Origin of the sequence: Photobacterium halotolerans DSM 18316, from assembly GCF_000425165.1 — a bacterium.
Lineage (GTDB): Bacteria > Pseudomonadota > Gammaproteobacteria > Enterobacterales > Vibrionaceae > Photobacterium > Photobacterium halotolerans.
The window spans coordinates 186107-212144 of sequence record NZ_KE384320.1 but is presented as its reverse complement, the minus strand read 5'-3'; the positions used below and the strand labels follow the sequence as shown (position 1 = coordinate 212144).

Genomic DNA, 26038 nt, shown 5'->3' with positions numbered 1-26038 from the left:
ACAGTCCATGCCTCACGATTATAACGACCTGATAACACTCTTTAACCGCACTTTCTTAACCAGCCTCAACACCGAATTGGTGCTGGGCGGTGATGAGCCGGTTTATCTTCCTGCCGATACTGAGCACCCGCATCACCGAATTGTGTTTGCCCGTGGTTACTTTGCCTCTGCACTGCACGAGATAGCGCACTGGTGTATTGCAGGCCCCGAGCGTCGCTTGCTGGAAGATTATGGCTACTGGTATTTGCCAGACGGACGGAACGCTGATCAGCAGGCGGTGTTTGAGCAGGTTGAAGTGAAACCTCAGGCGGTAGAGTGGCTGCTGTCGGCCAGTTGCGGCTTTCGTTTTCAGGTCAGCTGCGACAACCTGAGTGGTGATCATGAGCCGGATCGGGTAGCATTTACCCGCAAAGTCCGCCAGCAGGTGCTGCATTACCTGAATGGCAATACACCAGAGCGAGCAGGCAGACTGTCAGAAGTGTTGCGTCAGCATTATGGTGTCCAACCGCTCAGCGCAGACGATTTTCCTGAGCCGCTTTGATTCGCATCACAGCAATGCGTATCAGTGGCGTGAGTAAACCTATTCTGATCCGTACAGGGCCAGATTCAGATAAAACGAAAGAGTGACGAGATGATCCAGCAATACGAAGAAAAGCTGCTCACCCTGATTGACCTGATGGTGGAAACCGCATCGGATGACGAACTATTTGCAGGCGGTTACCTGCGTGGCCACATTTCGCTGTCGGCAGCAGAGTGTGAGCGTGACGGCATTGCGTCTTTGGAGGCGATGAACCAGGCGGTGAATGACAGCCTGAAGAATGCGCAGTCCGAGCTGAACCCTGCCGATCAGCAGCTGGTGAAATCGCTGTGGCTTCAGTTGCAACAGTCGGCCGTTGAGTCACCATCCTGATTGGATAGCGGCAACTCAGTCACACTGCCCGTAACTGAAACAGAAGTACAAAAGAATCAAAAAGGCCAGTCCGTTTTATCCGGACTGGCCTTTTTGGTATATCTCATCGCTGATTGTGTGGCTGAGCAATCAGTCGTGATTTCTGAACGCAGAGCGGATAAGCACAAAAGCCACACCCAGCATACCGCCCAGCAGAGTGGCGATAACCACAATCAGGGCGCGTTTAGGTTTGTCTTTGGTGATTGGCTTTTCTACGTTTTCAAGGAAACGGTAGGTTTTGAAGCGGATATTTTTATCCAGCTCAGTGCCCTGCAGCAGCGACAGACGCGCTTCTACCTGCTGAATACGGGGCTCAACCACGCTCAGGTTCTTAACTGATTCCAGAGCATTTACCTTGGCCGCCAGTGCTTTCGCGCCCAGGTTAATGGCAAAGATTTCGTTATCACCCAGATTCTGAACCGGCTGACTGACATCCGCAGCGCTGGCGATATTCAGGGCGTATTGGGTACGCTCTTTTTCAACCTGTAGATAACTGCTGGCCTGGCTGCGCAGTACTTTGAGCTGCTGTTTCAGCTCATACTCTTTGGCTGACACCAGTGCCTGGATATTAGCCAGCGTGTCGTTATAGACCTTGGCAGACACAAAATCGATGTACTGTTTCAGCATATCAAAGCTACTGTTACTGGTAGTCGCCTGCAGGTTAATCACGAAGGTATCGGGTTCCTGCTTGCTGGCCGGTTGAGCGGTGATTTTATCGAACCAGTTTTCCAGCGCTCTGTCAGTATCTTCTTCAGTAGCAACATTGTTTTCTGTCAGAAACTGCTGAAAATCGCTACTGTCCATTAAGAATGCTTTCTTGTTTTCCAGCGAATTAAAGCCATTGATGAAATGTTTAAACAGCACTTCGGCGTCAGCCACATCCAGAAGCCGGGTGCTGACCAGTACGGTACCGTCGGCCTGGTAAACATCAAAAGCAGGCTGGAAGGCACTGATTTCACGTTGTAACTGGGCAAAATCGGTGATCTGAGGCTGTATCACTTTGGCTTTGGCCGTCCACCATTCTTGCGCGGTCAGTGCATAGGCGACACCAGCGATGGCGAAAGCCAGGGTAATCAGGGCTATCAGCAGCTTTTCCTGCCACAGTGTTCTTACCTGCTGGACGAGATCAATTTCATCAGTGCTGTCTGGTGTTGGCATAGTTTGATTAGATTGATGAACAAGTTGAGGGCCTGACGGGACGGCTTTTGTGTGTGTATCTGTCACTATGACACTTCCATTGATAACTGCAATTTGTGATGCGATAAAGAAGAAAAGTAAAAAATTATCTTTGTAATTTTATCTTAATGCGTTCAGTAGAGCATTAGAATTAAGTAAATATGTACTCACAGGGCAAATTATAGGTGGGTGCTCTTAGCGGAAGCAAGCAGCCATAGGCCTCTTGTGGAAAATTATTGAACAAGTTTCTACTATCCGTGATCCCTGACAAAAAAATCGGGATAGCCGAGGCTCATGAAATGTTAATTTTTATACAAAAAAGCAACTTTCACTGAAGTGAAGCCTTAAAATGCGGTATGCCGAGCCTCGTCTTTGCTGTCATTTACAATTAATGTCAGGGTCAATCGACTGAATAGGGGAAGCTGATATATTTACGCCGGTAGTTTGACGAACCGGCAAAAAGGGTCAGCAGGAACATGACGGCCAGCAAACCCAGGCTGAAGACGATATCTTCCTGCACCACCAGTTGGTAACAGCAGGTGGCAAAAAACGCGATCGCCAGCAACAGGTTGATTTTATGCAGTACGGGAAATGTTACCGAAAAAACAGCATATTTTCTGAACATATTTCTACCTCACAAACGTCGATTACGAGACCACTCCATTTAGTTCAGGAAGGCGACAGTATCTGTTGAAGATTAATTTTTCGTCGCTTTTTGGATCGCCGATACGAGATCCCGGTGCAACAATTCAGCAGAGCGACTCTGCAAAACAGCAGAGCACGATGGCAACCAATCTATTCAGCCAGCAGGGTTAATTATTTGATAAACCAAACATTAAGAACCATTAAGAAAGCAGAAAGAAATAAAAAAGATAAATAAGAAAAACAAAAAGAGCAGGAGAAATAAAACTAAAAGAGAGCTGAGGAGAGCTGAGGAGAGCTGAGAAGAGCAGAGAAGAGCAGGCAGAGCGGGTGCGGTATTAGCAAGCAAGATGGCCCGTGTTGAAGCGGGCCATCCAGTGTCACCTGACTATAAGGTCATGATTCTCATGCTTATTCCGCTTGCATCATCTTCCGGCTGTACCAGGGATAACGCGCATCGGTAATGTTATAGAGTTGGTACTTACGGTTGAGCATCTGCCCGCCGTCACGCGTCAGAGGAAGCCAGGAAATATTGGCACGGTTGCGGCTTGGCTTCACTGTCATCAGATCGTAAGGGATCGAGATGTAAAAGCCTTTATTGTAACTGCCCTCACCAAATTCTTCGGCCGACAGGTTGGTTTTGGTCACAAAGGCACCGGCAATCACCCCGCTGTCAAATTGCTTGGAGAAGTCGAAAGTCACACCCACATCTTCTGTCAGGTAGCGTCCGGCACTGATTTTCATCAGCGTATTGGGTAGCAAAGTCCACTGTGGCTGGTAATAGAAGGTGGCATGGCCGGTTAACGCGCCCGTTTGTACCTTGTAGTCGCGTCCGGTAATGGGATCGAAATGCACCTCGTCACGGAAAAGGCCAAACTGGGTATCCGGGTCTCGCTGAATCACGTAGTTCATATCAGCACCCAGCGCCCAGTTTTTTCCCATAGGGCGATACAGCACTTCACTGCCCGCACCGGCAAACATCATTTCCAGGTAACCTGTATATGCTTGTCCGTACCAGTTATCCGCCAGTTGATCCATCCAGGTCAGCTGAAGATTGTTGACCCGGATCGGATTGCCATCAATGTACTGGCGAACCAGAGTACGAACGCGCTTTAAATCTGTGCCATCGGGTGGCACATCGTAGAGGAACTTAGCGTAGTTATCGAGCAGGTTGAGATAAACGCTGCCGCCCAGCTCCCAATGGTCTGTGATGTGATAACTGGCACCGGCTGTTACCCCTAAGTTGTACAGATAAAACCCTTCCGAGCCGCCAAAAGACTGCTGAAGGGTCGGTGAAACACTCAGATCCCATTTGTCTGTGTCTGTAGCAATCTGCCGGCCTTGTGGTTGTGCCGGTACCTGATGAGTAATAGCATCGTCGACAGAGGCATTGACATAGCGGTGACTGGCGACCTGATCAAATGCCTTCACATTAATGCGGGTTTCCTTAACCGGCAGGTCATTGCTGGTTTCGATCAGGCGGTACTCGTTATAAAGCGGCAGGCCGGTGTCAGGATCTGTCGGTAACTGGTTGCTGAGCAGGGTCGCCGCACGCTGATAGCCCTGGTCACGATCCCGGTATTTGTTCTGCGGCGCTTCCACAGTCACGGTATGATCATCGGCGTACAGGGTCGGGTTTTCATACCCGGCGTTGGTATGTAACTGATTCGCGATGATCTGCCAGTCTGCGCTGGTGGTGGACCGTTTTTGTTTGTCGGGCGCATAAGCGGCGACCGGTGTATCGCGCCAGGAGGTTGTCAGCTGATTGAAATTGGTATTGAGGTTAAAACCGGCGGTCCAGGTATTGCCACGTTCATAGCTTATCCGCAGATCGCCCCAGTCGCCCAGGCGGTATAATACGCCCAGGTTTATCGGGCTGTCCTGAGACATATCCGAATTAGCACGGGTAACAGGAAAATCACTGGTATAGTCGTTGCCGTCATATTCCAGTTTCAGTCGTAAAGGCCGCCAGGGCGTCTGGTATTCCACCCCGCCAAATACTGCCATGCAGCCTGTAAACCAGCGCTCGAAATCGACACTGCCGCCTTTACCTTTATATTCGGTATTACGGCCGCAGTCGCTGCTCAGGCTTTTATCACCGGACAGATTAGCGCCGTTGCCAATATAGCCCCAGCCCAGCCCCAGGGTAAAATCCAGCGCTCCCCAGTGTTTGCTGGCCGCAATGTATTCACCGTCAAACAATCCGGTACCGCCAAAATCGCGAATACCGACAGAGGTTTCCGGTAACCAGAAGCTTTCTTCCAATAGCCTAAGCTTAAAGTCTATGCCCTTGTCTGTGTATTTGGTGTCGCCACTGAAGTCCTCGTCCTCACTGTAGAGAACATCCTGAACCAGCGTGTAACGTATGGTGGTTTCCAGCCAGGGGAACAGCTGCAATGACACATTGTAATGCAGGTAATCCTGATTATAGGTGGCACCAAAGGTGAATTCGCCTTCCGGTGCGACACGACCGGAAGGCATCTGGATCAGGCCAACGCCACCAAAATCAGACTGGGAAACGGAAAAGTCAGGATAACTGAATTCATCGGCATGGGCCGTAAGAGTGATAACGCCCAGAGATAACCCGGACAGAAAACGAAGACCCAGACGCTTGGTACAGGAAGACATAACAGGCTGATCCATCAGAAAGGCCTTTGTGAAAGCAAATGAATAATTTGAGAATTTAACGACTTCGCACTCGCTGGCAGATCGCTAAACGCAAGATAAAGAATAGCGCCCGGCGCGATATCTTTATGCTGCCGGTTCCAGTACGCGATGCTGTGTTGTTCGGCTTTGCCGTCGGGCTGAATAACCCAGACGTAATCCCGGTCGGCAACCGCTAACGCTTGTATCTGTTTCAGATAGCCTGCGGCATCCTGCCTTTCCTGCCACGGCAGGGAAATATCAGCCGTATTGCCGGCCGGCAGCCTGAGGGCCCCTGTCACCTTAACGGTATTGGGCCGGGTGGCTAATCGCAACACAAAAGGCCCGTTCAGCGCAGGGTTGTTGTCCGGCACAATACGCACGCGATCGCTGTCTAACGGCAGAAAAATACGCTCACCAGGCAAAGGTGAGGCTAAACTTTGTGCCAGCTGAATAAGAGTCTCACTGGCAGCCGGGCGTCGGTAACGCCAGTGATCGGCCAGCGCTCGGATCTGCTTGTCCACGCTTTGCTGCTGCAGCGCGATGGTCTGCTTAGCACGGTGATCGGCTTTCCATAAAAAGGAACCGCTCCAGTACAGAGCTTTATCGCTATTGTCTGATTTTGTTGATAACTGGTATACATTGGCCAGAGCGTCTTGTTGAACCCGATCCAGGCGGACGGTATCAGGGTAGCGCAGTTGCAGTTCTTTTTCGCCGTTGTCCAGCTGTACCCTGACGAAAGTGGGTGCCGTTTCAACAGGCATCGCCATGGCGGGCGATGCAATGGATGAAGCTGTTAGTATCAAAGCCGTTAGTTTAAAAACAGCCTGTATCAAAGCGTTCATCATAGATCCTGACGCGAAAAGCCATGTCTGGCGAGGCGAAAATATCCGCTGCAAGTGATTATCTGGATTCATAAACCGTTATCGTCCGTAAGCTTTAAGCAATTGTGTTTCGACTTCAGGTAAGCCGGGTGCGATAAGCTGGCGGCTTTTCAGTACCTGACCACTGGCGGGCTCAATCCAGAACGCGTTGTCAAATTGCAGATCCAGACTGGGTACATCAACCGTCTCAATAAAATAGCGTGCAGACTGAGTAATATTGTTGATCTTAATAGTGACCAGCCCTTTGTCTTCAAAGCGGGACGTAAGCTGATAACCAAAGTGGTAACCGGGCTGCCAGTCGATGCGGCGGGTCCAGGTTGTCGGTGTAGTCGGCAACTGCAACCCGAGAGCAACCGGGTCTGGCGTTTCTGCTGTCACCTGCACCAGATTGCCAAGGGGCAGGTTCAGGGTTTTCACCAGCCGCCCGTGCTCTGTCACCAGCATGCCTTTGTCGGCGGCCAGCCATTTCAGCTGCATAGCCGGCTCGGTCGCTTCTGGCTCAGTAGCAGTGTTTGACGTTGCCAGAACGGCGGCAGGTTCTGCCAGTGCCAGCACCATAAAGGCCTGGGGGCCGTCGCCGATGCGGGCATACATACTGGCGTAGGGGAGTTGTTCTATCCAGGCTGAGGATTTCACTGTGTCATCATCACCGCGAACAGCAAGACGAAAAGTATCCGACACATTCTGAAATTTTTGGCTGCATCCGGATAGAAGAAGCGATAACAGGGCGATGAGTACCAGAAAGCGTCTGTTTACAGAAAGACGGGCGTCGAACATTAGGTATCCGCTAGTCATAGGTCAATGGAAGTCACAGATCAATAGGAGTCACAGGTCGATGACTGAAATAAAAATAACCGCACAGATGTGCGGTTATCGAATCAGAGCAGCAAAGCGAGTTTGCTTAGCCCTGATTTACAGACGTTGTGGTCGCTGTGTCGTTGTCGTTGGCATCAACAACAGCGATTGCTGTTACTGCTACGGCAGCACCCACAGCAACGGTAGTGGCAGTGATGCCGCCTACAGCCGCAGCCGTTGCACCCGCAGTACCGGCTGCAGTACCTGCCGCAGCTGTTGAAGCTGTAGTTGCGGTGGTAGTAGAGGTAGTAGCTGCTGCAGTACCGGTACCGGTTGCTGCAAACGCTGAACTGGCCATTAGCAATGCAGCCAGAGAAACGATTACTTTGTTCATCCTGTTCCCTTATTGATTTGTGTTAAGTGATAAATACTAAAGATTGCGGCTTGTTGATAACGCAAAGCGCTTTTCAATGATATTTCGATATATAACGGATAGCAATGTATAGAATGTGAAGATTGCTGATTACTGCACTTTTAAAACGAAACACTCATTTAGAATATTTGTACTAACAATATAAGTGGCGTTGTCCTGATTTGTTCCGCACTTAGCAACTTAGAGCTGATGTAGTAACGGTACTCTAAGCGCTCTGAGTTTCCATTTTCAATACGATAACTCTCAATTATTACAATGCTTTTCATGATGGAACTGGTTGGGTTCAATGATAGAAATAATGCGGGTGATGGTGTCATAAGCAGGAACACCATTGATAATCAAATCGTTGTTTTTAAACCACTCGTGATGCCCAAGAATGTACTCTCGAATATCAAACCAGCCTTCAGCACCGGCAATGACCGCACACAGGGAGCCGTACAATACCTCGAAAAGTGTATGGGTGACCTTCGTACTCTGATGTTGATCTGTAATTGTTTGAAAATGCTCATGAAAGTAGTCAGTATGCATGCTTATTCCTGTAAAAGAAGGCTATAAGATCATATCCGTTACTAAACGTCAAAACCTGCGGAAACTATTCAAAAAACGTTCACGATCTTGCCCTGGTAAGTACAAGAGGCTCAGTGAACATTCTGTTGAATGCATTGAACATTGAATTTTCCTGTGAACAATAACCTGGCGGTGACTAATTACTCTAATTTGAGACCTGTTGCATTTAATGGTTTCTCAGTGAAGAGCGATTGTGTAGAATGCGGCAGCCAAAGTGACAGTCAATCAGGGCGTTTTTACAGGCTCTGCAGCGATTGCGATGGGGTAATACAGGCGTTTTTACAGGTTTTGGTTAAAACAAAGACAAATGTAAGCTAAATCACATTTTGCTAATAAAATGTCATGCGGCTGACACGAGTGTCATGTGAAAGCGGTAACCTGCACCTTGCAGAAAACATGGATGTATTGAAGGCGTTTGGGAGCTGTAACCTAAGGGCGGTAGCGTGCCTGAAAGGGAGAAGTATTGGTTTATTCCCGGTTAGCGGAATAACTGAAATACCGGGTTCAGCGCAGTTTCTTCGATAACTGGCTTTCAATTCTTATCCTTGTGTTATGTGCCGGGTCGGTCCATGACTCCATCAGGTTTACCTAATATAACAGTTGTTGTCATTATGGTGTGATTCAGCTGTTTGCATAATGTGCGACTGACTTATCAATTGGCAACTGCAATTTGCATATTGCGATGAGTTTTTCGATCAAAATTCCATTTTTTCTTATTTATCAACGTTGACTGGATATGGATTTCTCTAAGAAGCTCCTTTTTACTGCTGTGGCGTCATTGTTATTAGCAGGTTGTACGGTTGTTCCCGGTTCCCATCTGTCGTTACCTGACAATAAACAGCAAGCAGACAACGAAGCGTTCAATGTGTCTGAACAGGTGAACGTCTATCCGTTGACACCCTCTGTTATTTACCAGTCAAAACGGCCAGAAGTGACAGCCAGAACCAATCCAGCGTTAGATGCCGAACTCACGGGCTATGAGTACTATATTGGCCCCGGCGATATTCTGAATATTACCATCTGGGATCACCCTGAGCTGACCATTCCTGCCGGTTCCTACCGCAGTTCCAGTGAGTCTGGAAACTGGGTCCATGCCGATGGCAGCATCTTCTATCCCTATATCGGGATTGTTCAGGTCGGCGGTAAAACCGTGACGCAAATCCGCGATGAAATCTCTCGTCGGCTGGCGGCTTATATTGAAAGCCCGCAAGTGGATGTCAACGTAGCGGCCTTCCGCTCGCAAAAAGCGTATGTAACCGGGGAAGTGAACACGCCGGGCCAGCAAGCGATCACCAATGTGCCGATGACACTCTTAGATGCTATTAACAAAGCAGGGGGGCTGGCAAAAGAGGCCGACTGGCGAAACGTGACCCTGACTCGCAATGGTATCGAACAGGATATTTCGCTGTATGCCTTAATGCAGCGTGGTGATCTGACGCAAAACCGCCTGCTTCGCCCTGGCGACATAGTGCATGTGCCGCGCAACGATGCGCAGAAAGTGTTTGTCATGGGTGAAGTGAACGCCCCGCAGTTGCTGAAAATTGACCGGGCCGGCATGACGCTGACCGAGGCGCTGAGCAGTGTCGGGGGCATTAACGAGCTGGAAGCGGACGCGACCGGTGTGTTTGTGATCCGCAACGTGCGCAAAAATAACAAGGTGCGCGAAGCTAGCAGAGGGCGTGAAGATAACAGAGGCCTTGAAGATAGCAAGACGAATACTGCTTCAGCAGACAACACGCTACTGGCCGATATTTACCAGCTCAATATCAAAGATGCCGCGGCACTGGTACTGGGGACAGAGTTTGAACTGGAACCCTACGATGTGGTGTATGTCACCTCGGCACCGATTGCGCGCTGGAACCGTGTGGTGCGCCAGTTGCTGCCAACCATTACCGGGTTTAATCAGCTGACCGAAGGGGCAGTGCGAGTGAGGGATTGGTAAGGCCATGTTTAATAATATTCTTGTGGTGTGCGTCGGCAATATTTGCCGCTCTCCGTCGGGGGAAGCGCTGCTGAAACAATTGCTGCCGGCGAAAAATATTCAGTCGGCAGGGTTAGGCACAGAGAAAAGTAATCTGCAGGGAAAACCTGCAGATCGCACAGCCAGCGAGATTGCCGCTGAAAATGGGGTGTCCCTTGACGGGCATCAGGCTCAGCAGCTGACTTCAGCGATGTGCCGTGATGTTGATTTGATTCTGGTGATGGAAAAAAACCATCTGGATGCCGTGGCGTCTATCGTGCCTGAAGCCAGAGGCAAAACCATGCTGTTTGGGCAATGGATTGGTCAGCAGGACATTCCGGACCCCTACCGCCTGAGCCGGGAAGCGTACGAACATGCCTATCTGCTGATCGACAAAGCCGCCCGTGCCTGGGCGCAAAAGCTGTAACACCTGGCATCGTCTTTACTGACTGATGCTTACAGAGTGATGCTTAGTGAGTGATCAATAACTGTCGGTCCTACCCCTGAGCGGCAGTGTTTCAGACTGGGACGATCATCATGACATCCACCCTGACATCCACCATCATGAGTAGCCTGAGTAGATAGACACTATGACTGTTTCGCAACAAGTGTCGGTGAAACAAACCGACTCCGACGAGATTGATCTGGGCAAGTTGTTTGGCATTTTGCTGGACAGGCGCTGGACCATTATCGCCATTACGTTCGCCTTTGCGGTTGCCGGCATTGCTTATGCACTGTTAGCGACACCCATCTATAAAGCCGATGCCCTGCTTCAGGTTGAAGAAAAAAGCAATGGCCTGTCTGGCCTGGGGGAGATGGGCGATTTGTTTTCGGGTGAATCCTCTTCGAATACCGAAATTGAGATTATCCGCTCGCGTATGATCCTTGGCAAAACCGTGGACAAACTCAACCTGACCACACTGGCAGAACCTGCTGCTTTACCTTTGATTGGTAGGGGCTTAAATCGTTTGTCCGGTAATAAAGACAGTATTGCGATCAGCCGATTTGACATTCCTCAGGATACAGAAGAACCGGTGTATACCCTGGTGGTGGATGACCCGGACAGCGGAACTTATATCCTGTTCGACAGTGAAGAGCAGAAAGTGTTGTCAGGGAAAGTCGGCGAGCTGGCAACATCCGGTGAGTATCAGCTGTTTGTCTCGGCACTGATTAGCGAACAGGCAGGGACAGAGTTCAGTATCAGCAAACGTTCCCGTTTAGATACCATTCAGTGGCTACAGCAGAGCCTGTCAGTCTCGGAGCGCGGTAAGCAAACCGGTATTTTGCAGCTGTCGTTCACGGGGGCAGACAAAGCGCAGAATGCCGCGATTTTGAATGACATCAGCCAGAACTATTTTTTGCAGAACGTAGCCCGTAATTCGGCCGAAGCGGAAAAGAGCCTGGAGTTTTTGCGTGGTCACCTGCCGGATGTGAAAGAGCACCTGACCAAAGCAGAAGACGAGCTGAACCGGTTTCGCCAGGCCAACGATTCGATTGATCTGGGACTGGAAGCCAAAACTACCCTGGATGTGATGGTCACGCTGGAATCCCAGCTCAATGAGCTGACCTTTAAAGAAAGTGAAATTTCCCAGCGCTTCACCAAAGAGCACCCGGCTTATATTGCGCTGATGGATAAGCGTAAAACCTTGCTGGGTGAGCGTGAGAAACTCAACCGTCAGGTGCAAAAGCTGCCCAAGACCCAACGTGAAGTACTGCGCTTAACCCGGGATGTGGAAGTCAACCAGCAAATCTACGTTCAGCTGCTTAACAAAGTGCAGGAACTCAATATTCTCAAAGCCAGTACGGTCGGTAATGTCCGTATTCTGGATGTCGCCCAGTCCTATACAAACGCGATTAAGCCAAAGAAAGCCTTAATCGTGGTGTTAGCGACCTTGCTGGGCGGTATGCTGGCGGTGACACTGGTTTTGATCCGCGCTGCTTTCCACCGTGGGGTGGAAAACCCGGATGAAATTGAAGCCATTGGTTTGCCTGTTTATGCCAGCATCCCACTGTCGGACTGGCAGAGTGATATGGAAAAGAAACAAAAAACCAAGCGGCAGCTCACGGTGGAAGAGAGCTTACTGGCGGTGGCGAACCCGGCAGACCTGTCGATTGAAGCGCTGCGCAGCCTGCGCACCAGCCTGCACTTTGCCATGATGGAAGCCAAAAACAATATCCTGATGATCTCCGGCCCCAGCCCCGGTATTGGTAAATCGTTTGTGTCGTCCAACATGGCAGCAGTAATAGCCAAAACCGGCCAGCGCGTGTTGCTGATTGATGCCGATATGCGTAAAGGCCGGCTGGAAAAGAACATGGCAGTCACTCATACGCCGGGCCTGTCGAGCTATCTGGTTGATAAAGCGGCTATAGAAGAGATTATCAAACAGCCTGGCGTGGACAATCTGGATTTTATCGGCCGCGGCGAAGTGCCGCCTAACCCGTCTGAACTTTTGATGCACCCAAGGTTTAAAAGGTTGCTGGATTGGGCATCGGATAATTACGACATAGTGGTGGTGGATACTCCACCGATTTTGGCAGTGACCGATCCGGCTATCGTGGGTGCCCATGCCGGCACCACCTTGCTGGTGGGCCGCTTTGGCCAGAACGCGGTGAAAGAGATTGAAGTGACCAAGCAACGCTTTGAGCAAAATGGCATTGAAGTGAAAGGTTTTATTCTTAATGCGGTGCTGCGAACTGCAAGTTCACATTATAGCGGTGGCTACTACAACTACAGTTATGAGTCGAAATAATCGGGTTTATATAATTTTATGTCTAAGAAAAAAGTACTGACGGTTTTTGGCACACGTCCAGAAGCGATAAAAATGGCGCCATTGGTTCATGCATTGAATGATGATGATCGCTTTGAGGCCAAAGTCTGTGTGACTGCTCAGCACAGAGAGATGCTGGATCAGGTTCTGGAATTATTCGATATAACTCCAGACTATGATTTGAACTTAATGAAAGCCGGCCAGACGTTGAATGATGTTACCGCAAGAATACTTCTTGAATTAAAGGCTGTACTGCAAGAGTTCAAGCCTGATGTTGTTCTGGTTCATGGCGACACAGCAACCACATTTGCTGCAAGTCTAGCTGCTTATTATGAGCAAATCCCGGTTGGACATGTTGAAGCAGGTCTGAGAACCGGAAATATTTATTCACCCTGGCCTGAAGAAGCAAATCGTAAATTAACAGGCGCGTTGACAAAGTACCACTTTGCACCAACTGATACATCTAAAGAAAATCTACTGAAAGAGAACTTCTGCTCGTCTGACATTTATGTCACTGGAAACACTGTCATTGATGCCTTATTGATGGTGAAAAATAAAATTGATGCGGATGAAGATTTAAAAGCAACTCTGGCATCAAACTTTCCTGAATTAGATGAAAATAAAAAATTAATTCTTGTAACCGGTCATCGCAGAGAAAGTTTTGGTGGGGGGTTTGAGCGAATTTGTCAGGCGCTTGTAGAAATTGCTAAGCAGCATGATAATGTTCAAGTTCTATATCCAGTTCATTTAAATCCAAATGTACGTGAGCCTGTTAATCGTATTTTAGCAGGGGTAAATAACGTACATTTAATCGAGCCACAACAATATTTACCCTTTATCTATTTGATGAGCCGAGCGCACATTATTTTGACGGATTCTGGTGGTATACAAGAAGAAGCACCTTCTTTGGGTAAACCTGTTCTTGTTATGCGAGATACAACTGAGCGCCCAGAAGCCGTTTCTGCAGGCACGGTAAAGTTGGTTGGTACTGATGTAGATGTCATTGTTAATAGCTTAAATGAATTATTAACAGAGAAAGAGCAGTATCAAAAAATGAGCTTCGCCCACAACCCGTATGGCGATGGAAAAGCTTGTGAGCGAATTTTAAATATTTTGGTGTAAAGGTAATTAAATGTCATTTGAAACAGTATCGGTAATTGGTCTTGGTTATATTGGTTTACCCACAGCAGCAATGTTTGCCTCCCGAAAGAAAAACGTGATTGGTGTTGATGTCAATCAGTCAGCTGTAGATACGATTAACCAAGGTAAAATTCATATTGTGGAACCTGAACTGGACATGATTGTTCATGCAGCGGTTACTGAAGGCTATTTAAAAGCAACGACAACACCTGAACCAGCAGATGCTTTCCTCATTGCAGTGCCAACGCCATTTAAGAAAAATACCAATGGTGATATTCCTGAGCCAGATTTGGCTTATATCAAGGCAGCAAGTCAGGCAATAGCACCTGTGCTAAAAAAGGGTGACTTAGTTATATTGGAATCTACATCACCCGTTGGCGCAACTGAACAAATGGCAGAATGGTTAGCGATGGCTCGTCCAGATTTGAGCTTTCCGCAAACAGCAGGAGAAAATGCAGATGTTAATGTTGCTCACTGTCCGGAACGCGTATTACCTGGCCATGTTGTTCGTGAATTGGTTGAAAATGATCGTGTTATCGGTGGTATGAGTGCTCGTTGCTCTGAGCGCGCTGTTGAGCTTTATCATACCTTTGTCGAAGGTGAGTGTGTTGTTACAAACGCTCGAACAGCTGAAATGGCAAAATTAACTGAGAATAGCTCTCGTGATGTTCAAATTGCATTCGCAAATGAGCTGTCAATCATTTGTGATAAATTGGATATTGATGTTTGGGAGTTAATTACACTTGCCAATAGACATCCTCGTGTAAATATCCTTCAGCCAGGACCTGGTGTTGGAGGGCATTGTATTGCTGTCGACCCATGGTTCATTGTTTCGAAAACACCAAATGAAGCAAAAATCATTCATACAGCTAGATTAGTCAATGATAGTAAGCCTGATTGGGTTGTTGATAAAGTAAAATTGGCAATTTTAGATTTTTTACAGAAAAATCCAAATAAAACGGTAAAAGATATCACTATTGCATGTTATGGTTTAGCTTTTAAGCCAAATATTGATGACCTACGCGAAAGTCCTGCCCTAGAAATTACAAAAGATATTGCCAAAATGCACTCTGGATTAGTGATTGCAGTGGAACCCAATATTTATCAATTGCCAGAAAAAATCACTTCATTTGAGCTAAAAGAAATCAATGCTGCTTTAAATGAAGCAGATATAAATGTTTTATTGGTCGATCATAAAGAATTTTATAAAATTAAACCAACATCAAATATTATAGATACAAAAGGTATTTGGAAGTGAAAGTTTTAGTAACAGGTGGTGCTGGTTTCATTGGCTCTGCGGTTGTTCGATATATTATTAACAATACTGATGATAGTGTTATTAATATTGACAAACTGACTTATGCAGGTAATCTGGAATCACTAAGCGAGGTGTCTGATAATGAGCGTTATAGCTTCGAGCAAGTCGATATTTGTGATAAAGCGGCTCTGGAAAATGTGTTTGTAAAACACCAACCAGATTTGGTGATGCACTTGGCAGCAGAGAGCCATGTTGATCGCTCCATTGATGGCCCAGCCGCGTTTATTGAAACCAATATTATGGGCACCTATAACTTGTTGGAAGTGTCACGCGCTTATTGGAATCAGTTGGGCGAAGCACGTAAAACTGTTTTTCGTTTCCACCATATTTCGACCGATGAAGTGTATGGCGATCTGGAAGGTACAACCGATCTGTTCACTGAAACCACGTCTTACAAACCAAGCAGTCCGTATTCTGCATCTAAGGCATCAAGCGATCATCTGGTTCGAGCCTGGCGGCGGACCTATGGTTTCCCGACTATTGTTACCAATTGTTCTAATAATTATGGTCCGTACCACTTTCCTGAAAAACTGATCCCTCTGATAATTCTGAATGCATTAGACGGTAAGGCTTTGCCTGTTTACGGTGATGGCATGCAGATTCGTGACTGGCTATATGTAGAAGATCATGCCCGTGCACTATACACAGTGTTGACCCAAGGTGAGGTGGGCGAAACCTACAACATTGGCGGCCATAACGAGAAAGCCAACATCGAAGTAGTGAAGACCCTTTGTGCGCTTCTTGAAGAACTGGTTCCAGAGAAGCCAGTTGGGGTAGAGTCTTATGAGTCCCTGATCACCTATGTGGCTGATCGTCCCGGACACGATGTTCGCTATGCGATTGATGCCAGCAAGATAGAGCGTGAACTGGGTTGGACGCCAGAAGAAACCTTTGAAACGGGTTTGCGTAAAACTTTGGAGTGGTACCTGAATAACAAAACCTGGTGGCAACGTGTTTTGGATGGGTCGTACAGTATGGAACGTTTGGGAGTAACCGCATAATGAAAGGAATTATACTAGCTGGTGGTTCTGGAACTCGTCTTCACCCTATTACACATGGTGTTTCTAAACAGTTGCTGCCTGTATATGATAAACCGATGATATATTATCCATTGTCGGTGTTAATGTTAGCAGAAATAAATGAAATATTAATCATTACCACACCTGAGGACGAACATTGTTTTAAGCGTCTTCTTGGAGATGGAAGTCAGTTTGGTGTAGAACTACAATATGCAGTTCAAGAGTCACCTGATGGATTAGCACAAGCATTTATTATAGGTGAAAGTTTTATTGGTGACGACTCTGTCTGCCTAGTTCTCGGTGATAATATATTTTATGGGCAAAATTTTTCTCCAAAATTGGTTTCTGCAACGAAGCGGATAAGAGGAGCAACTGTTTTTGGGTATCAAGTAAAAGATCCTGAACGCTTTGGTGTTGTTGAATTTGATGAAAATAAGAAAGCAATATCTATAGAAGAAAAACCCTTAAATCCAAAATCTGATTTGGCAGTTACAGGTTTATATTTTTATGATAATTCAGTGATCGACATAGCAAAGAATGTTAAACCATCTTCAAGAGGCGAATTGGAAATAACAAGCATAAATCAAGAATATTTGAATCGTGGAGATTTAAATGTGGAAATCTTGGGTAGAGGGTTTGCTTGGTTAGATACAGGTACACATGATTCTCTTCTAGAGGCATCTCACTTTGTTCAAACGATTGAGCATAGACAAGGTTTTAAAATAGCATGCTTAGAGGAAATAGCTTTTAGAAATGGATGGATCAATGAAGACCAATTAGAAAAACAAGCTAATTATTTGATGAAAAATGGTTATGGAAAATATTTAAAAAGTTTAATAAAAAAATAATATGATAAAATTTAATAAAAAGGTGTGGGAGTCTGAATTTTTTGGGAAAAACATTTGGGAGATTAATGACCCATTCGAAAAAAATGTTTCGAATGAGTTTCCATCTGGATTGATCACGATAAAATTGAATAGTCAAAATTATATTGCTATTAATGATTTAATATCTCTGGGCTTTTCTTATAGTGAGGGTGAATTAACCTTCAACAAGGAAATAACTAAAATAAAAAAGAATAAAACCATTGAATTTGCAACAAGTAGAGATACTAAAGTTTTACAAGGCATAGTTGATGGTCTTTATACTTCTAGCCGGTTTAGACGTCCTTGGTTCTCGGATATTGATAGGGAAAGGTTTTATTCCGAGTGGTTAAAAAAAGCGATTGAAGGAACTTTTGATGATTGCTGCATATTGGTCAGAAATTTAAATATGATTTCAGGATTCATAACCGTGAAAGTTAGAGATGAAGTTGCGTATATTGGACTAATTGGAGTGAATCGAGCCTGTTATAAAAAAGGTATTGGCAGCACATTGATTGAAATATGTCAGCAATATGCTTTTGATAATGGGGCTCGATACTTAAAAGTTGCAACTCAAACTAGTAATTTAGCGGCAATTAATCTTTATATAAAAAGTGGTTTTAGATTAGAACAGTCAACAGTTTGGATGTATAAGGACAGCTTATAATGATTAATTTTAATATTCCTCCCTTGGTAGGCTCTGAGTTAAAGTATATAAAAGAGGCAATGGAAAATAAAAAACTGTGTGGAGATGGACCATTTACCAAAAAATGTCAAAAATTATTGCAGGATATTTCACGTACAAGAACAGCTCTTTTAACACCATCGTGTACCGCAGCATTAGAAATGGCTGCAATTCTTATTGATATACAAAAAGGGGATGAAGTGATCATGCCCTCATATACATTTGTATCAACAGCGAATGCTTTTGTATTGAGAGGTGCTAAAATTGTATTTGTCGATATTCGTAGTGATACCATGAATATCGATGAAAAGAAGATTGAAGAAGCGATCACATCCAGAACTAAAGCAATTGTACCTGTTCATTATGCAGGTGTTGCTTGTGAAATGGATGCAATAATGAATATTGCAACTAAACACTCATTATGGGTTATTGAAGATGCTGCTCAAGGCGTTATGTCAAAATACAAAGGGAAAGCATTAGGTTCTATTGGACATTTAGGCTGTTATTCTTTTCATGAAACTAAAAACTACACATCAGGTGGAGAAGGTGGTGCGCTTTTAGTAAATGATGCCGATCTGGTAAAGCGTGCTGAAATTATACGAGAAAAAGGCACTGATAGAAGTCTTTTTTTAAAAGGTGTTGTAGATAAGTATACATGGAGAGATATAGGTTCAAGTTTTTTACCTAGTGAGCTTCAGGCTGCATATTTATTTGCTCAACTTGAGTGTGCTGATGAAATTAATAACAAAAGGAAAGATGTTTGGGATAAGTATCTGTCTTTATTTTCTCAATTTTCTGATCAATTAAATACACCTATTGTGCCTAGTGACTGTGAACATAATGCGCATATGTTTTTTGTGAAGTTTAACTCTAAAATGATAAGAGATGATTTTATTGATAGAATGGGTCTTAACGGTGTTACATGTGTTTTTCATTATATACCGTTACATTCTAGTGAAGCAGGAATGAATTTTGGGGTTTTTGCTGGTGAGGATGTTTTCACTACTAGTGAAAGTAATAAGTTAGTTAGAATGCCTCTTTACTTTAATTTATCAGAAGAAGATTTAGAAAGTGTTTTAAATATAACTAAAAAAGTGCTTGAGGATATGTTTTGTGGTAGGTAGTGGCATACTATCTTCAGCAGTAATAACTTTTTCGAAGTTGATATCTGGAATTGTTGTTTCTAAGTTCATTGCTATAAATTATGGGGCTGGTGAGCTTGGTGTATATTCACAGCTATATTCAATCACTTGGCTTGTTGTTTTGTTCTCAGGTGGAGGGGTTAATAATTCAATAATAAGATTTGTAAGTTCTGTTGATGATCTAAAATCTAAGGATGAATATTACACTTCGGGTTTTTTTATTGTCTTATTTTTTTCAGTCCTCACAGGAGGGGGAGTATATCTTTTAACACCATATTTAAAAAGTCTATTTGTATCATTCGATATTGAACTTGGTGATGTGTTTCTGTTTTTATGTTTAATTCAAGTAGCTTATGCGCTAAGTAATTTTTTCCAATATTCAGTTATCACAACAGGAAGAAAACTATCGATTACATTAATTCACCTTTTTGGTACGTTTCTTGGCATTATTTCCTTTCTTTATTTAGGGGCATTTGAACGATTTGATTATGTACTTATAGGGTGTTTGCTCATACCTGCACTATACATATTTCCTGGTGCTTATTTTTACACAAAAAACATTGGTTTTAAAATAGGTTTTTGTTCATTTAATTATGATAAAACAAAAGAAATGTTAAAGTTTTCTTTTGTTTCCTTTACAAGCGTCTTTTCTATTCCTCTGTTGCTAATATATTTCAGGAGTGAAATTGTAGAAATATATGGATGGGAAATGATTGGTTATTGGCAAGTTGTAACTAGAATATCAGATCTATACTTTTTGTTTATAACTACTTTGATGACAACTATATTTTTCCCTAGATTCTCTAAAGCTGATAATCTAAATATGTTACATGAAGTCAAAGCTTGTGTGAAAATACTCGCCCCTGTTTTTATTTTTTACACGCTTTGTTTTCTGTTTCTGGGTGATTGGATAGTATTGATTTTATATGATAAAGAATTATTGCCTTCGCTAGAATTTGTTCCTTATCAAGTACTGGGTGATCTTCTAAAAACGCTATCGCTAATAATTGGCTATGTGTTACTTTCAAAATATAAAGCATCAATAAATGTAATGTTTCAAATGTTACTCTTTTTGACTTTTCTCCTTATTGGTTTATTCTCAGTCAAGTTTGGTGTTATGGGGATGCTTTATTCATATATCATCACATATTTTATATATTCTATTGGTTTAGGTTTTTATGTATTCAAGAAATGACTTAAGTTCGACTCTGTTTGTTGTGAATTCAATAGAGTTGGGTGGTGTTGAAACTTTTTTTCTGCGCCTTGTTAAGGCTAACTATATGAAATATAAAGCGAGAACTAATGTTTTAGTAATGAGTAGAAAGAGAGCTAATAAAGAGCTTGAAATTGAGTTTGAGAATTATGCTAATATTTTTTATTTAGATGAATTACTAAGTATTGATAGCAAGTATCTGAAACAGCAACCTGCACGCCTGCTTTCTATATTTCCTTTAAGTGAGAGGAAAGTTAGCAATAAACTCGGTTTTATCAATATGATTCACTCTATTGACGAAATTAGCCTTGTCTTGGCTGAAAGGATAAGGAGAACTTTAAAAAAGATTAATACTGAAGTTGTACTAACTGTTGGTGTTTATCATTCTAAACTCTTTGCATGGGGGGGGAAGAATGAGCTTTACGCATTTAATTTGCCAAAATATATTTTTTCCCAGAAAATCCCCAAAGAAAATATAATATTTTATAATGATAACTCTGTTGGTGTTAATGAAAGTTACTTTAATGTTAGTTTTAAAAAATCACCAATTATTCCAATTGGTGTGATTGATTTGAATTCAAATGTTTTCAATAATGTTAGCTTACCACCTCGCACAAAGAAAATTGTTAGTATTGGCCGTTTGGTTGATTTCAAAAAGTATAACTTTAATACAATACATGCTCTATCAGAATTGGAGGGGGAGTGTAAGTGTATTGAATATCATATTTATGGTCATGGTCCTGAAGTTGATAAGCTAATTAAAGAAGTTGAAAATCTTGGCTTGAGTAATAGAGTTTTTTTTCATGGTAACTTAGAATACTCTTCTTTTCACAGAGTAGTCCGAGATGCTTGGTGTTTTGTTGGGAGTGGAACAGCATTGATAGAGGCTGGAATGCATTCTATACCTTGTATAGTAGGTGTTGAGTCTCATGAAAAAACTAGCGGCTTTTTTAGACCTGAATTAGGTGTTAATTACAATGAGCATAATGAAAATATAGAATATTTTCATTATGCAGATGTTATTAAAGCTCTTTATCATTCTAATGATAAAGGCTGGATTGAAAAAGGTGATAGTTCAAGGGAGGCATCTAAGTTATTCGATATTAGTCGAACGCTTGATTTTTTTATTAAATCAGGTTTTTCTAAAAGTGAAATTTCTGAAATTAACTTTCCTAAATATGTAGTATCTTCATTGATAATGTTTTTTTTATCAAGGGTTAATGGGTTTAATAATTATAAAAATCGACTGGATAAATGATGAGTAGTTTACGAAAGGATGTGCTTTTTACTAATGTCTTAGTCGCAATATTATTTTTAACTTTCTTTCGAGATGTTTTACAGTTAAATAATATAAATGGGATCTCATTTTTATTAGCTGGCGTTGTTTTTTTTACATGCTGCCTTTGTTCAAAGGTTCAATGTGGCTATAAGCTTTCTGAGTTGCTTCCATTTTTTTTGCTGATGTTGATATCTCTATTGTCAATTTTATTTAATGGTGTTGATGGTAGTTACCATCGATATATTTTAGGTTATTATTATAGCTTTCTTTTCTTTATCGTTTATGTTTTTTGTCGTTTGCCTAGCTTGACTTTTCATACATTTATAGGTTTATGTAAATGGTATTTTTTTGTTTTATTCTTGATTGTTTTGATAGCATGTGTACAAGCTGTTTTTTATATTAGCCCGCCCAGTGATTACCCGTTAGCTTTTTTAAGAGATACACCATCAGTATTTCCTCACCCTGTGTATCTTTTTGCGACAATTACTCTGGCATTTTCATTATCATTAGCGCTTTATAGTTATTATAAAAATGGATTTTACTTTTTCACATCAACATTTCTGTTTCTTTGTCAGTTGTTCACATTTTCTCGTAAATCATTGTCTGCATTAATATTGTTAATTGCTTTTTTTTATTTGTGGGAGTTGAAAAGAAGCGGTAATTTATGGGGGAAGTTAATAGTACTATTTATAAGCATAGTAATAGCTGTTTTTTTTCTAGAGCCATTTCTTTATAGATTTACCTTCTTTCTGGAAGAAACAAGCGGTATTGACATGAGTGCAAGAAGTTTGATGTTCCTATCTTCAATAGATATTGCAACAGAAAACTTCCCACTTGGCAGTGGGCCTGGTACATTTGGTAGTGCTCCCGCTGCTATATATTACTCACCGTTATATTTTCAATATGGTTTAAATTCTGTTTTTGGACTAGAACCAACTTCATTAGTTGAAGGTAATGTTTCTTATCTAATGGATACATTTTGGCCTCATGTTATTGCAGAATATGGTTTTATAGGTACAGGTGTTTATTTCTTTATGCTACTGAACCCATTAAGAATAATGTGGAATTTAAAGAACAGTGAAAATAGAGAAGTGATGTTTTTTTCTCGGGTCGTTATATTTGTTAATATTGCGGTTGTTTTTGAGAGCTTAGGCGGTTCTTACCCTTCTCAGTTGTATTTTATTTTGATTTACTCTGTGCTTTCAGCTCTGAGTGTTACTTTGCTTGATAAATTTCAAAGGCATAGTTGATGAAAAAAAAAGTAATTATTTTAACAAATATGTTTCCTACCTCTAAAAGAAAATATTTTGGTGTTTTTGTCAAAGAGCAATATGAAGCTCTAAAAGAGAATACTGAGCATGAATTTGAGGTTTTAGTTTGGAGTAAAGGCGGAAGCAGGATAGCACAAATAAGAAATTTGCTAGCAACAATTTTTTCTGTAGTTTTAAAGGTGGTTAGTAAAAAAGTTGATATTATTCATGTTCATTATGGTTTAACTGGTATTATCCCATTTATTTTGCTTCCTATGTTAAAGCTTTATAAAGTGAAAACTGTAGTAACCTTTCACGGATCAGATATTTTAGGGGAAAGTAAAGTGGTAAAAAAAATATCTAAATTAGTGTCAGGGGTTTCAAATTTAAATATAGCTGTTAGTTTTGAGATTTTTAATAAACTTAGTGGTGATAATAAAAAAATATGGCTTCCTTGTGGTGTTGATGCATTGTTTTACTCAGATAATCAAATCAAATTAAATAGAAAGCCTGTTGTAATTTTTCCATCATCGCCAAGTCGACCTGAAAAAGACTTCGATAAGTTTTTATCAATCATGAAGAAGGTTGAGGATAAAATTGGATGTAAAGTACAAACTGTTGTGCTCGAAAATTTGTCTAAGGTACAGATTCTGGAGCTTTTTACATCTTCTTGCTGCTTATTGATGACTTCAAAATATGAAGGTTCTCCTCAAACGGTAAAAGAGGCTGTTTTAACTCGTCTACCTGTTGCATCAACAGATGTTGGAGATGTTGTATCTATCGTCTCTGGTACAGAGTTATCTTGTGTTACAAATGATGAAAATGTTTTATCCGATTTTGTAGCTGAGATGGTAATTAATAAATGTTCATCTCAGTATCCTAAAGAATTCACTAACCTTTATTTGTCTACTTCTGTTGCTAATAAGTTATCTAATATTTATCAAGAGATTTAATTATGCATATTGATTCGGTTGTTATTTCAGGTTTGAATATTAGTTGCTTCAAGAGCATGGATGAAGCAGTTGACATGATTTTTGATGATTATATCTATACTGAGAAAACAGGTCTTGCAGTAGCAATGAACCCAGAAAAAATAATGATGTATAGAATAGATGAAACTGTTAAAGAAACAGTTGATTTTTCTACGTTACGTTATATTGATGGAATTGGCGTAGCTAAATTAGCTAGCTCGAAACTAAATAAAGATATTCCGCGTATACCAGGTTGTGAATTGTGGGAGGAATTAATGGTTAGGGCAGGGCGTGAACATCTTCCTGTTTATTTGATCGGCGCATCATCAGAAGTTTTAACCAATACTGTGTTGAAATTAGCTGAAAAGTATAATGTTAATGTGGTTGGGTTTCGTGATGGATATTTCTCTGATGAGGATGAGGTTATTGAACATATTAGAATGGTTCAGCCAAGAATACTAACCGTTGCAATGGGATCACCAAGACAGGAACTTTTCATGAAGAAATGTAAAGATTCAGGTTTATGCTGTTTTATGATGGGCGTAGGTGGAACTTATGATGTTTTTACCGGTAAGGTTAAACGTGCGCCTAAATTATTTAGGAAGACAGGGTTGGAATGGGCTTATCGATTGTTAAGTCAACCTACAAGGTTCATGAGACAGATAAAGTTAATTAAATTTTCGATTTTAGTTTTAACAAATAAAATTTAAATGCATTGTTCTATTAATTGTCATTAGTTTTATAAACCAAAGAGTCCCAACATGACTTCTGCATTCATATTTGTTTTCCTGATGTCCTTTTGCAGCCTGTTTATTTGCCGCAAAGTGGCGAAACGGGTTGGACTGGTCGATGCGCCTAACGAACGAAAACACCATAAAGGTGTGATCCCGCTTGTGGGTGGTGTGTCGATATTTGTTACTCTGGCGATAGCTTTCAGTTTTTTTGAACTGTTTCCGCAGAACCCCTGGCTGTATTTAAGCTGTGCCACTGTTTTGGTGGTTATCGGCGTGATTGATGACAGATACGACATCAGTTTTAAATTACGCTTGCTGGTACAGGCCTGTGTATCGCTGGTGATGATTTTCATTGGTGATAAAAGCCTGCATTACCTGGGGTACATGTTGGGGGATTTTCCTCTCGCTTTGCCCGTAGTTGCCAGTACGCTGCTGACTGTTTTTGCGGTCATTGGTGCGATTAACGCATTTAACATGGTTGATGGTATTGATGGCCTGTTAGGCGGCCTGGCATCGGTCAGTTTTGCGGCACTCGGTTATGTCTTCTATGTGTCGGGTAACACGGAATTGTTTGTTATCTGCACCATGATAGTCACCGCTATGGTTCCTTATATTCTGTTGAACCTCGGTTTCCCTCTGGGGCGTCGGTTTAAAGTCTTTATGGGCGATGCCGGCAGTATCTTCATTGGGTTTACTGTTATCTGGTTATTACTGGAAGCGACCCAGAAGGGTGAGCTGAGTGCTATGCGCCCGGTCACTGCCTTGTGGTTAATTGCTTTACCGCTAATGGATATGGCCACCATCATGATTCGCCGAATCCGCAAAGGCCAGTCACCCTTTAAGCCGGACCGCGAACACCTGCACCATATTTGCCAGCGTATTGGTTTGTCACCTTTTATGACCTTAGTCGTGATCTGTGGTCTGGCGGCCAGTATGGCAGGAGTCGGCATTTGGTCTGACATGTCGCAGGTTAACGAAACCCTGATGTTGCTGAGCTTTATGATTATGTTCGGTGTGTATTTTGCCGTGATCAGCCATATCTGGCGTATTACCACCTGGATACACAAGCTGACCGGCCGCAGTCAGCCGAAAACGCCTGAGCAGGCGACCTCAGAGCGTTAAGTGGATTCACTGTTGGGTGGATGAGATGTGAGTGATTGAACAGAAGTCAAAGATGTTGAACATGACCCAGGCTTGTCCTGGGTTTTTTTATGCGTTTTTTCCGTGCATGACATAAAAACTGGTCTGCTTTACTGGCTAACTTTACGCCCCAGCCGGTCTTCTCTTCTTATCTGTTTTGCGGCTTTGTCGTAACGGTCTAACTGATTGAGCCAGCATAGCGAGGCCCATAACAGCACAAAGCCGGTGTTCACGGCCTTGGAATATACCGCTGTCAGGTACAGGCGTTCAGCTCTGTTAACTGTTGCTTGTAATATGCGCCTCAGCATAGCGTGTAATCTCTCTCTCATTGTTCTGGTATCTGTGTATGGCCTAATGCTTGCGGGATATATAAAAATGCGTCAGCTATTAAGGACATGCTTAATGGATTAGAGAGAAAATGAAATAACTGGAACTGTTGTCCAATATATTTGCAAGGTAGCTGTAAC

The 26038-nt window shown here is 43.0% G+C and carries 23 protein-coding genes and 1 pseudogene; 17 read left to right on the top strand and 7 right to left on the bottom strand.

The features are described from left to right. The first annotated feature begins 7 nt into the window (after nt 1–7). Together H511_RS0114195 and H511_RS0114190 are read left to right on the top strand one after the other, a co-directional pair. Complete coding sequence (locus H511_RS0114195) at nt 8–541, top strand: elongation factor P hydroxylase (protein WP_027252900.1); 534 nt, start codon at nt 8–10, stop codon at nt 539–541. A gap of 90 nt (nt 542–631) precedes the next feature. Further along, entirely contained in the window at nt 632–910 is a 279-nt protein-coding gene (locus H511_RS0114190) for a YfcL family protein (protein WP_027252899.1), read from the top strand. A gap of 129 nt (nt 911–1039) precedes the next feature. Here H511_RS0114190 and H511_RS0114185 read toward each other — a convergent pair whose 3' ends face one another. The 7 genes and pseudogenes from H511_RS0114185 to H511_RS23465 form a co-directional block, all read right to left on the bottom strand. Further along, nucleotides 1040–2173, bottom strand: coding sequence for an LPS O-antigen chain length determinant protein WzzB (locus tag H511_RS0114185; RefSeq protein WP_248616604.1), 1134 nt, complete (start codon nt 2171–2173; stop codon nt 1040–1042). 352 nt (nt 2174–2525) lie between these two features. Next, nucleotides 2526–2750 (bottom strand): hypothetical protein, encoded by a 225-nt coding sequence (locus H511_RS0114180; RefSeq protein WP_027252897.1) that lies wholly within the window; start codon nt 2748–2750, stop codon nt 2526–2528. A 428-nt stretch (nt 2751–3178) separates the two neighbouring features. After that, complete coding sequence (locus H511_RS0114175; protein ID WP_051288262.1) at nt 3179–5395, bottom strand: YjbH domain-containing protein; 2217 nt, start codon at nt 5393–5395, stop codon at nt 3179–3181. Nucleotides 5396–5409: 14 nt separating this feature from the next. Continuing rightward, on the bottom strand, nt 5410–6255 hold the full coding sequence (locus H511_RS24145) for a capsule biosynthesis GfcC family protein (protein WP_162144617.1): 846 nt from the start codon (nt 6253–6255) through the stop codon (nt 5410–5412). A gap of 78 nt (nt 6256–6333) precedes the next feature. After that, nucleotides 6334–7071: a YjbF family lipoprotein gene (locus tag H511_RS0114160; RefSeq protein ID WP_036759700.1), complete on the bottom strand. Its 738-nt coding sequence runs from the start codon at nt 7069–7071 to the stop codon at nt 6334–6336. A gap of 124 nt (nt 7072–7195) precedes the next feature. Beyond that, entirely contained in the window at nt 7196–7483 is a 288-nt protein-coding gene (locus H511_RS0114155) for a hypothetical protein (protein WP_027252894.1), read from the bottom strand. 306 nt (nt 7484–7789) lie between these two features. Continuing rightward, nucleotides 7790–8050 (bottom strand): annotated as a pseudogene (locus H511_RS23465) (transposase family protein); the annotation flags it as partial. Between the two features lie 775 nt (nt 8051–8825). Here H511_RS23465 and H511_RS0114145 point away from each other — a divergent pair. The 15 genes from H511_RS0114145 (at nt 8826) to wecA (ending at nt 25553) form a co-directional block, all read left to right on the top strand. Then, nucleotides 8826–10031 (top strand): polysaccharide export protein, encoded by a 1206-nt coding sequence (locus H511_RS0114145; protein WP_027252893.1) that lies wholly within the window; start codon nt 8826–8828, stop codon nt 10029–10031. Between the two features lie 4 nt (nt 10032–10035). Continuing rightward, complete coding sequence (locus H511_RS0114140) at nt 10036–10476, top strand: arsenate reductase/protein-tyrosine-phosphatase family protein (protein WP_027252892.1); 441 nt, start codon at nt 10036–10038, stop codon at nt 10474–10476. Nucleotides 10477–10639: 163 nt separating this feature from the next. After that, on the top strand, nt 10640–12799 hold the full coding sequence (locus H511_RS0114135) for a polysaccharide biosynthesis tyrosine autokinase (RefSeq protein ID WP_027252891.1): 2160 nt from the start codon (nt 10640–10642) through the stop codon (nt 12797–12799). A gap of 18 nt (nt 12800–12817) precedes the next feature. After that, complete coding sequence (wecB, locus tag H511_RS0114130; RefSeq protein WP_027252890.1) at nt 12818–13939, top strand: non-hydrolyzing UDP-N-acetylglucosamine 2-epimerase; 1122 nt, start codon at nt 12818–12820, stop codon at nt 13937–13939. Nucleotides 13940–13949: 10 nt separating this feature from the next. After that, on the top strand, nt 13950–15215 hold the full coding sequence (gene wecC, locus H511_RS0114125; protein WP_027252889.1) for a UDP-N-acetyl-D-mannosamine dehydrogenase: 1266 nt from the start codon (nt 13950–13952) through the stop codon (nt 15213–15215). Further along, on the top strand, nt 15212–16276 hold the full coding sequence (gene rfbB, locus H511_RS0114120) for a dTDP-glucose 4,6-dehydratase (protein WP_027252888.1): 1065 nt from the start codon (nt 15212–15214) through the stop codon (nt 16274–16276). The genes wecC and rfbB overlap by 4 nt, the downstream gene beginning before the upstream one ends. Then, nucleotides 16276–17142: a glucose-1-phosphate thymidylyltransferase RfbA gene (rfbA, locus tag H511_RS0114115; protein ID WP_027252887.1), complete on the top strand. Its 867-nt coding sequence runs from the start codon at nt 16276–16278 to the stop codon at nt 17140–17142. Before rfbB ends, rfbA begins: the two co-directional genes overlap by 1 nt. A 1-nt stretch (nt 17143) precedes the next feature. After that, nucleotides 17144–17824 (top strand): GNAT family N-acetyltransferase, encoded by a 681-nt coding sequence (locus H511_RS0114110; protein ID WP_051288196.1) that lies wholly within the window; start codon nt 17144–17146, stop codon nt 17822–17824. Next, nucleotides 17824–18966 (top strand): dTDP-4-amino-4,6-dideoxygalactose transaminase, encoded by a 1143-nt coding sequence (gene rffA / locus H511_RS23460; protein ID WP_051288195.1) that lies wholly within the window; start codon nt 17824–17826, stop codon nt 18964–18966. Before H511_RS0114110 ends, rffA begins: the two co-directional genes overlap by 1 nt. Next, nucleotides 18956–20179 (top strand): MATE family efflux transporter, encoded by a 1224-nt coding sequence (locus H511_RS0114100; protein ID WP_027252885.1) that lies wholly within the window; start codon nt 18956–18958, stop codon nt 20177–20179. Before rffA ends, H511_RS0114100 begins: the two co-directional genes overlap by 11 nt. Before the next feature lie 85 nt (nt 20180–20264). Then, nucleotides 20265–21455 carry a glycosyltransferase gene (locus tag H511_RS24140; protein WP_027252884.1) on the top strand — a complete coding sequence of 397 codons (1191 nt, stop codon included), beginning with the start codon at nt 20265–20267 and terminating at the stop codon, nt 21453–21455. Then, nucleotides 21455–22726: a hypothetical protein gene (locus H511_RS24670; RefSeq protein WP_155804890.1), complete on the top strand. Its 1272-nt coding sequence runs from the start codon at nt 21455–21457 to the stop codon at nt 22724–22726. Before H511_RS24140 ends, H511_RS24670 begins: the two co-directional genes overlap by 1 nt. After that, entirely contained in the window at nt 22726–23679 is a 954-nt protein-coding gene (locus H511_RS0114085) for a glycosyltransferase (protein ID WP_027252882.1), read from the top strand. The genes H511_RS24670 and H511_RS0114085 overlap by 1 nt, the downstream gene beginning before the upstream one ends. Nucleotides 23680–23681: 2 nt before the next feature. Further along, entirely contained in the window at nt 23682–24407 is a 726-nt protein-coding gene (locus H511_RS0114080; protein WP_036759697.1) for a WecB/TagA/CpsF family glycosyltransferase, read from the top strand. 51 nt (nt 24408–24458) lie between these two features. After that, nucleotides 24459–25553, top strand: coding sequence for a UDP-N-acetylglucosamine--undecaprenyl-phosphate N-acetylglucosaminephosphotransferase (gene wecA / locus H511_RS0114075; RefSeq protein WP_027252880.1), 1095 nt, complete (start codon nt 24459–24461; stop codon nt 25551–25553). Nucleotides 25554–26038: the final 485 nt, after the last annotated feature.

Bases quoted from the DNA above. Each gene is read 5' to 3' on its own strand.
- H511_RS0114175 (WP_051288262.1), bottom strand. From the start codon at position 5,395: ATGTCTTCCTGTACCAAGCGTCTGGGTCTTCGTTTTCTGTCCGGGTTA.
- H511_RS24140 (WP_027252884.1), top strand. From the start codon at position 20,265: ATGAAATATAAAGCGAGAACTAATGTTTTAGTAATGAGTAGAAAGAGA.
- rfbA (WP_027252887.1), top strand. From the start codon at position 16,276: ATGAAAGGAATTATACTAGCTGGTGGTTCTGGAACTCGTCTTCACCCT.
- H511_RS0114160 (WP_036759700.1), bottom strand. From the start codon at position 7,071: ATGTTCGACGCCCGTCTTTCTGTAAACAGACGCTTTCTGGTACTCATC.
- rffA (WP_051288195.1), top strand. From the start codon at position 17,824: ATGATTAATTTTAATATTCCTCCCTTGGTAGGCTCTGAGTTAAAGTAT.
- H511_RS0114145 (WP_027252893.1), top strand. From the start codon at position 8,826: ATGGATTTCTCTAAGAAGCTCCTTTTTACTGCTGTGGCGTCATTGTTA.
- H511_RS0114080 (WP_036759697.1), top strand. From the start codon at position 23,682: ATGCATATTGATTCGGTTGTTATTTCAGGTTTGAATATTAGTTGCTTC.
- H511_RS0114195 (WP_027252900.1), top strand. From the start codon at position 8: ATGCCTCACGATTATAACGACCTGATAACACTCTTTAACCGCACTTTC.
- H511_RS0114155 (WP_027252894.1), bottom strand. From the start codon at position 7,483: ATGAACAAAGTAATCGTTTCTCTGGCTGCATTGCTAATGGCCAGTTCA.
- wecC (WP_027252889.1), top strand. From the start codon at position 13,950: ATGTCATTTGAAACAGTATCGGTAATTGGTCTTGGTTATATTGGTTTA.
- H511_RS0114190 (WP_027252899.1), top strand. From the start codon at position 632: ATGATCCAGCAATACGAAGAAAAGCTGCTCACCCTGATTGACCTGATG.
- H511_RS24670 (WP_155804890.1), top strand. From the start codon at position 21,455: ATGAGTAGTTTACGAAAGGATGTGCTTTTTACTAATGTCTTAGTCGCA.
- wecB (WP_027252890.1), top strand. From the start codon at position 12,818: ATGTCTAAGAAAAAAGTACTGACGGTTTTTGGCACACGTCCAGAAGCG.
- H511_RS0114180 (WP_027252897.1), bottom strand. From the start codon at position 2,750: ATGTTCAGAAAATATGCTGTTTTTTCGGTAACATTTCCCGTACTGCAT.
- H511_RS0114110 (WP_051288196.1), top strand. From the start codon at position 17,144: ATGATAAAATTTAATAAAAAGGTGTGGGAGTCTGAATTTTTTGGGAAA.
- H511_RS0114085 (WP_027252882.1), top strand. From the start codon at position 22,726: ATGAAAAAAAAAGTAATTATTTTAACAAATATGTTTCCTACCTCTAAA.
- H511_RS0114135 (WP_027252891.1), top strand. From the start codon at position 10,640: ATGACTGTTTCGCAACAAGTGTCGGTGAAACAAACCGACTCCGACGAG.
- H511_RS0114140 (WP_027252892.1), top strand. From the start codon at position 10,036: ATGTTTAATAATATTCTTGTGGTGTGCGTCGGCAATATTTGCCGCTCT.
- H511_RS24145 (WP_162144617.1), bottom strand. From the start codon at position 6,255: ATGAACGCTTTGATACAGGCTGTTTTTAAACTAACGGCTTTGATACTA.
- wecA (WP_027252880.1), top strand. From the start codon at position 24,459: ATGACTTCTGCATTCATATTTGTTTTCCTGATGTCCTTTTGCAGCCTG.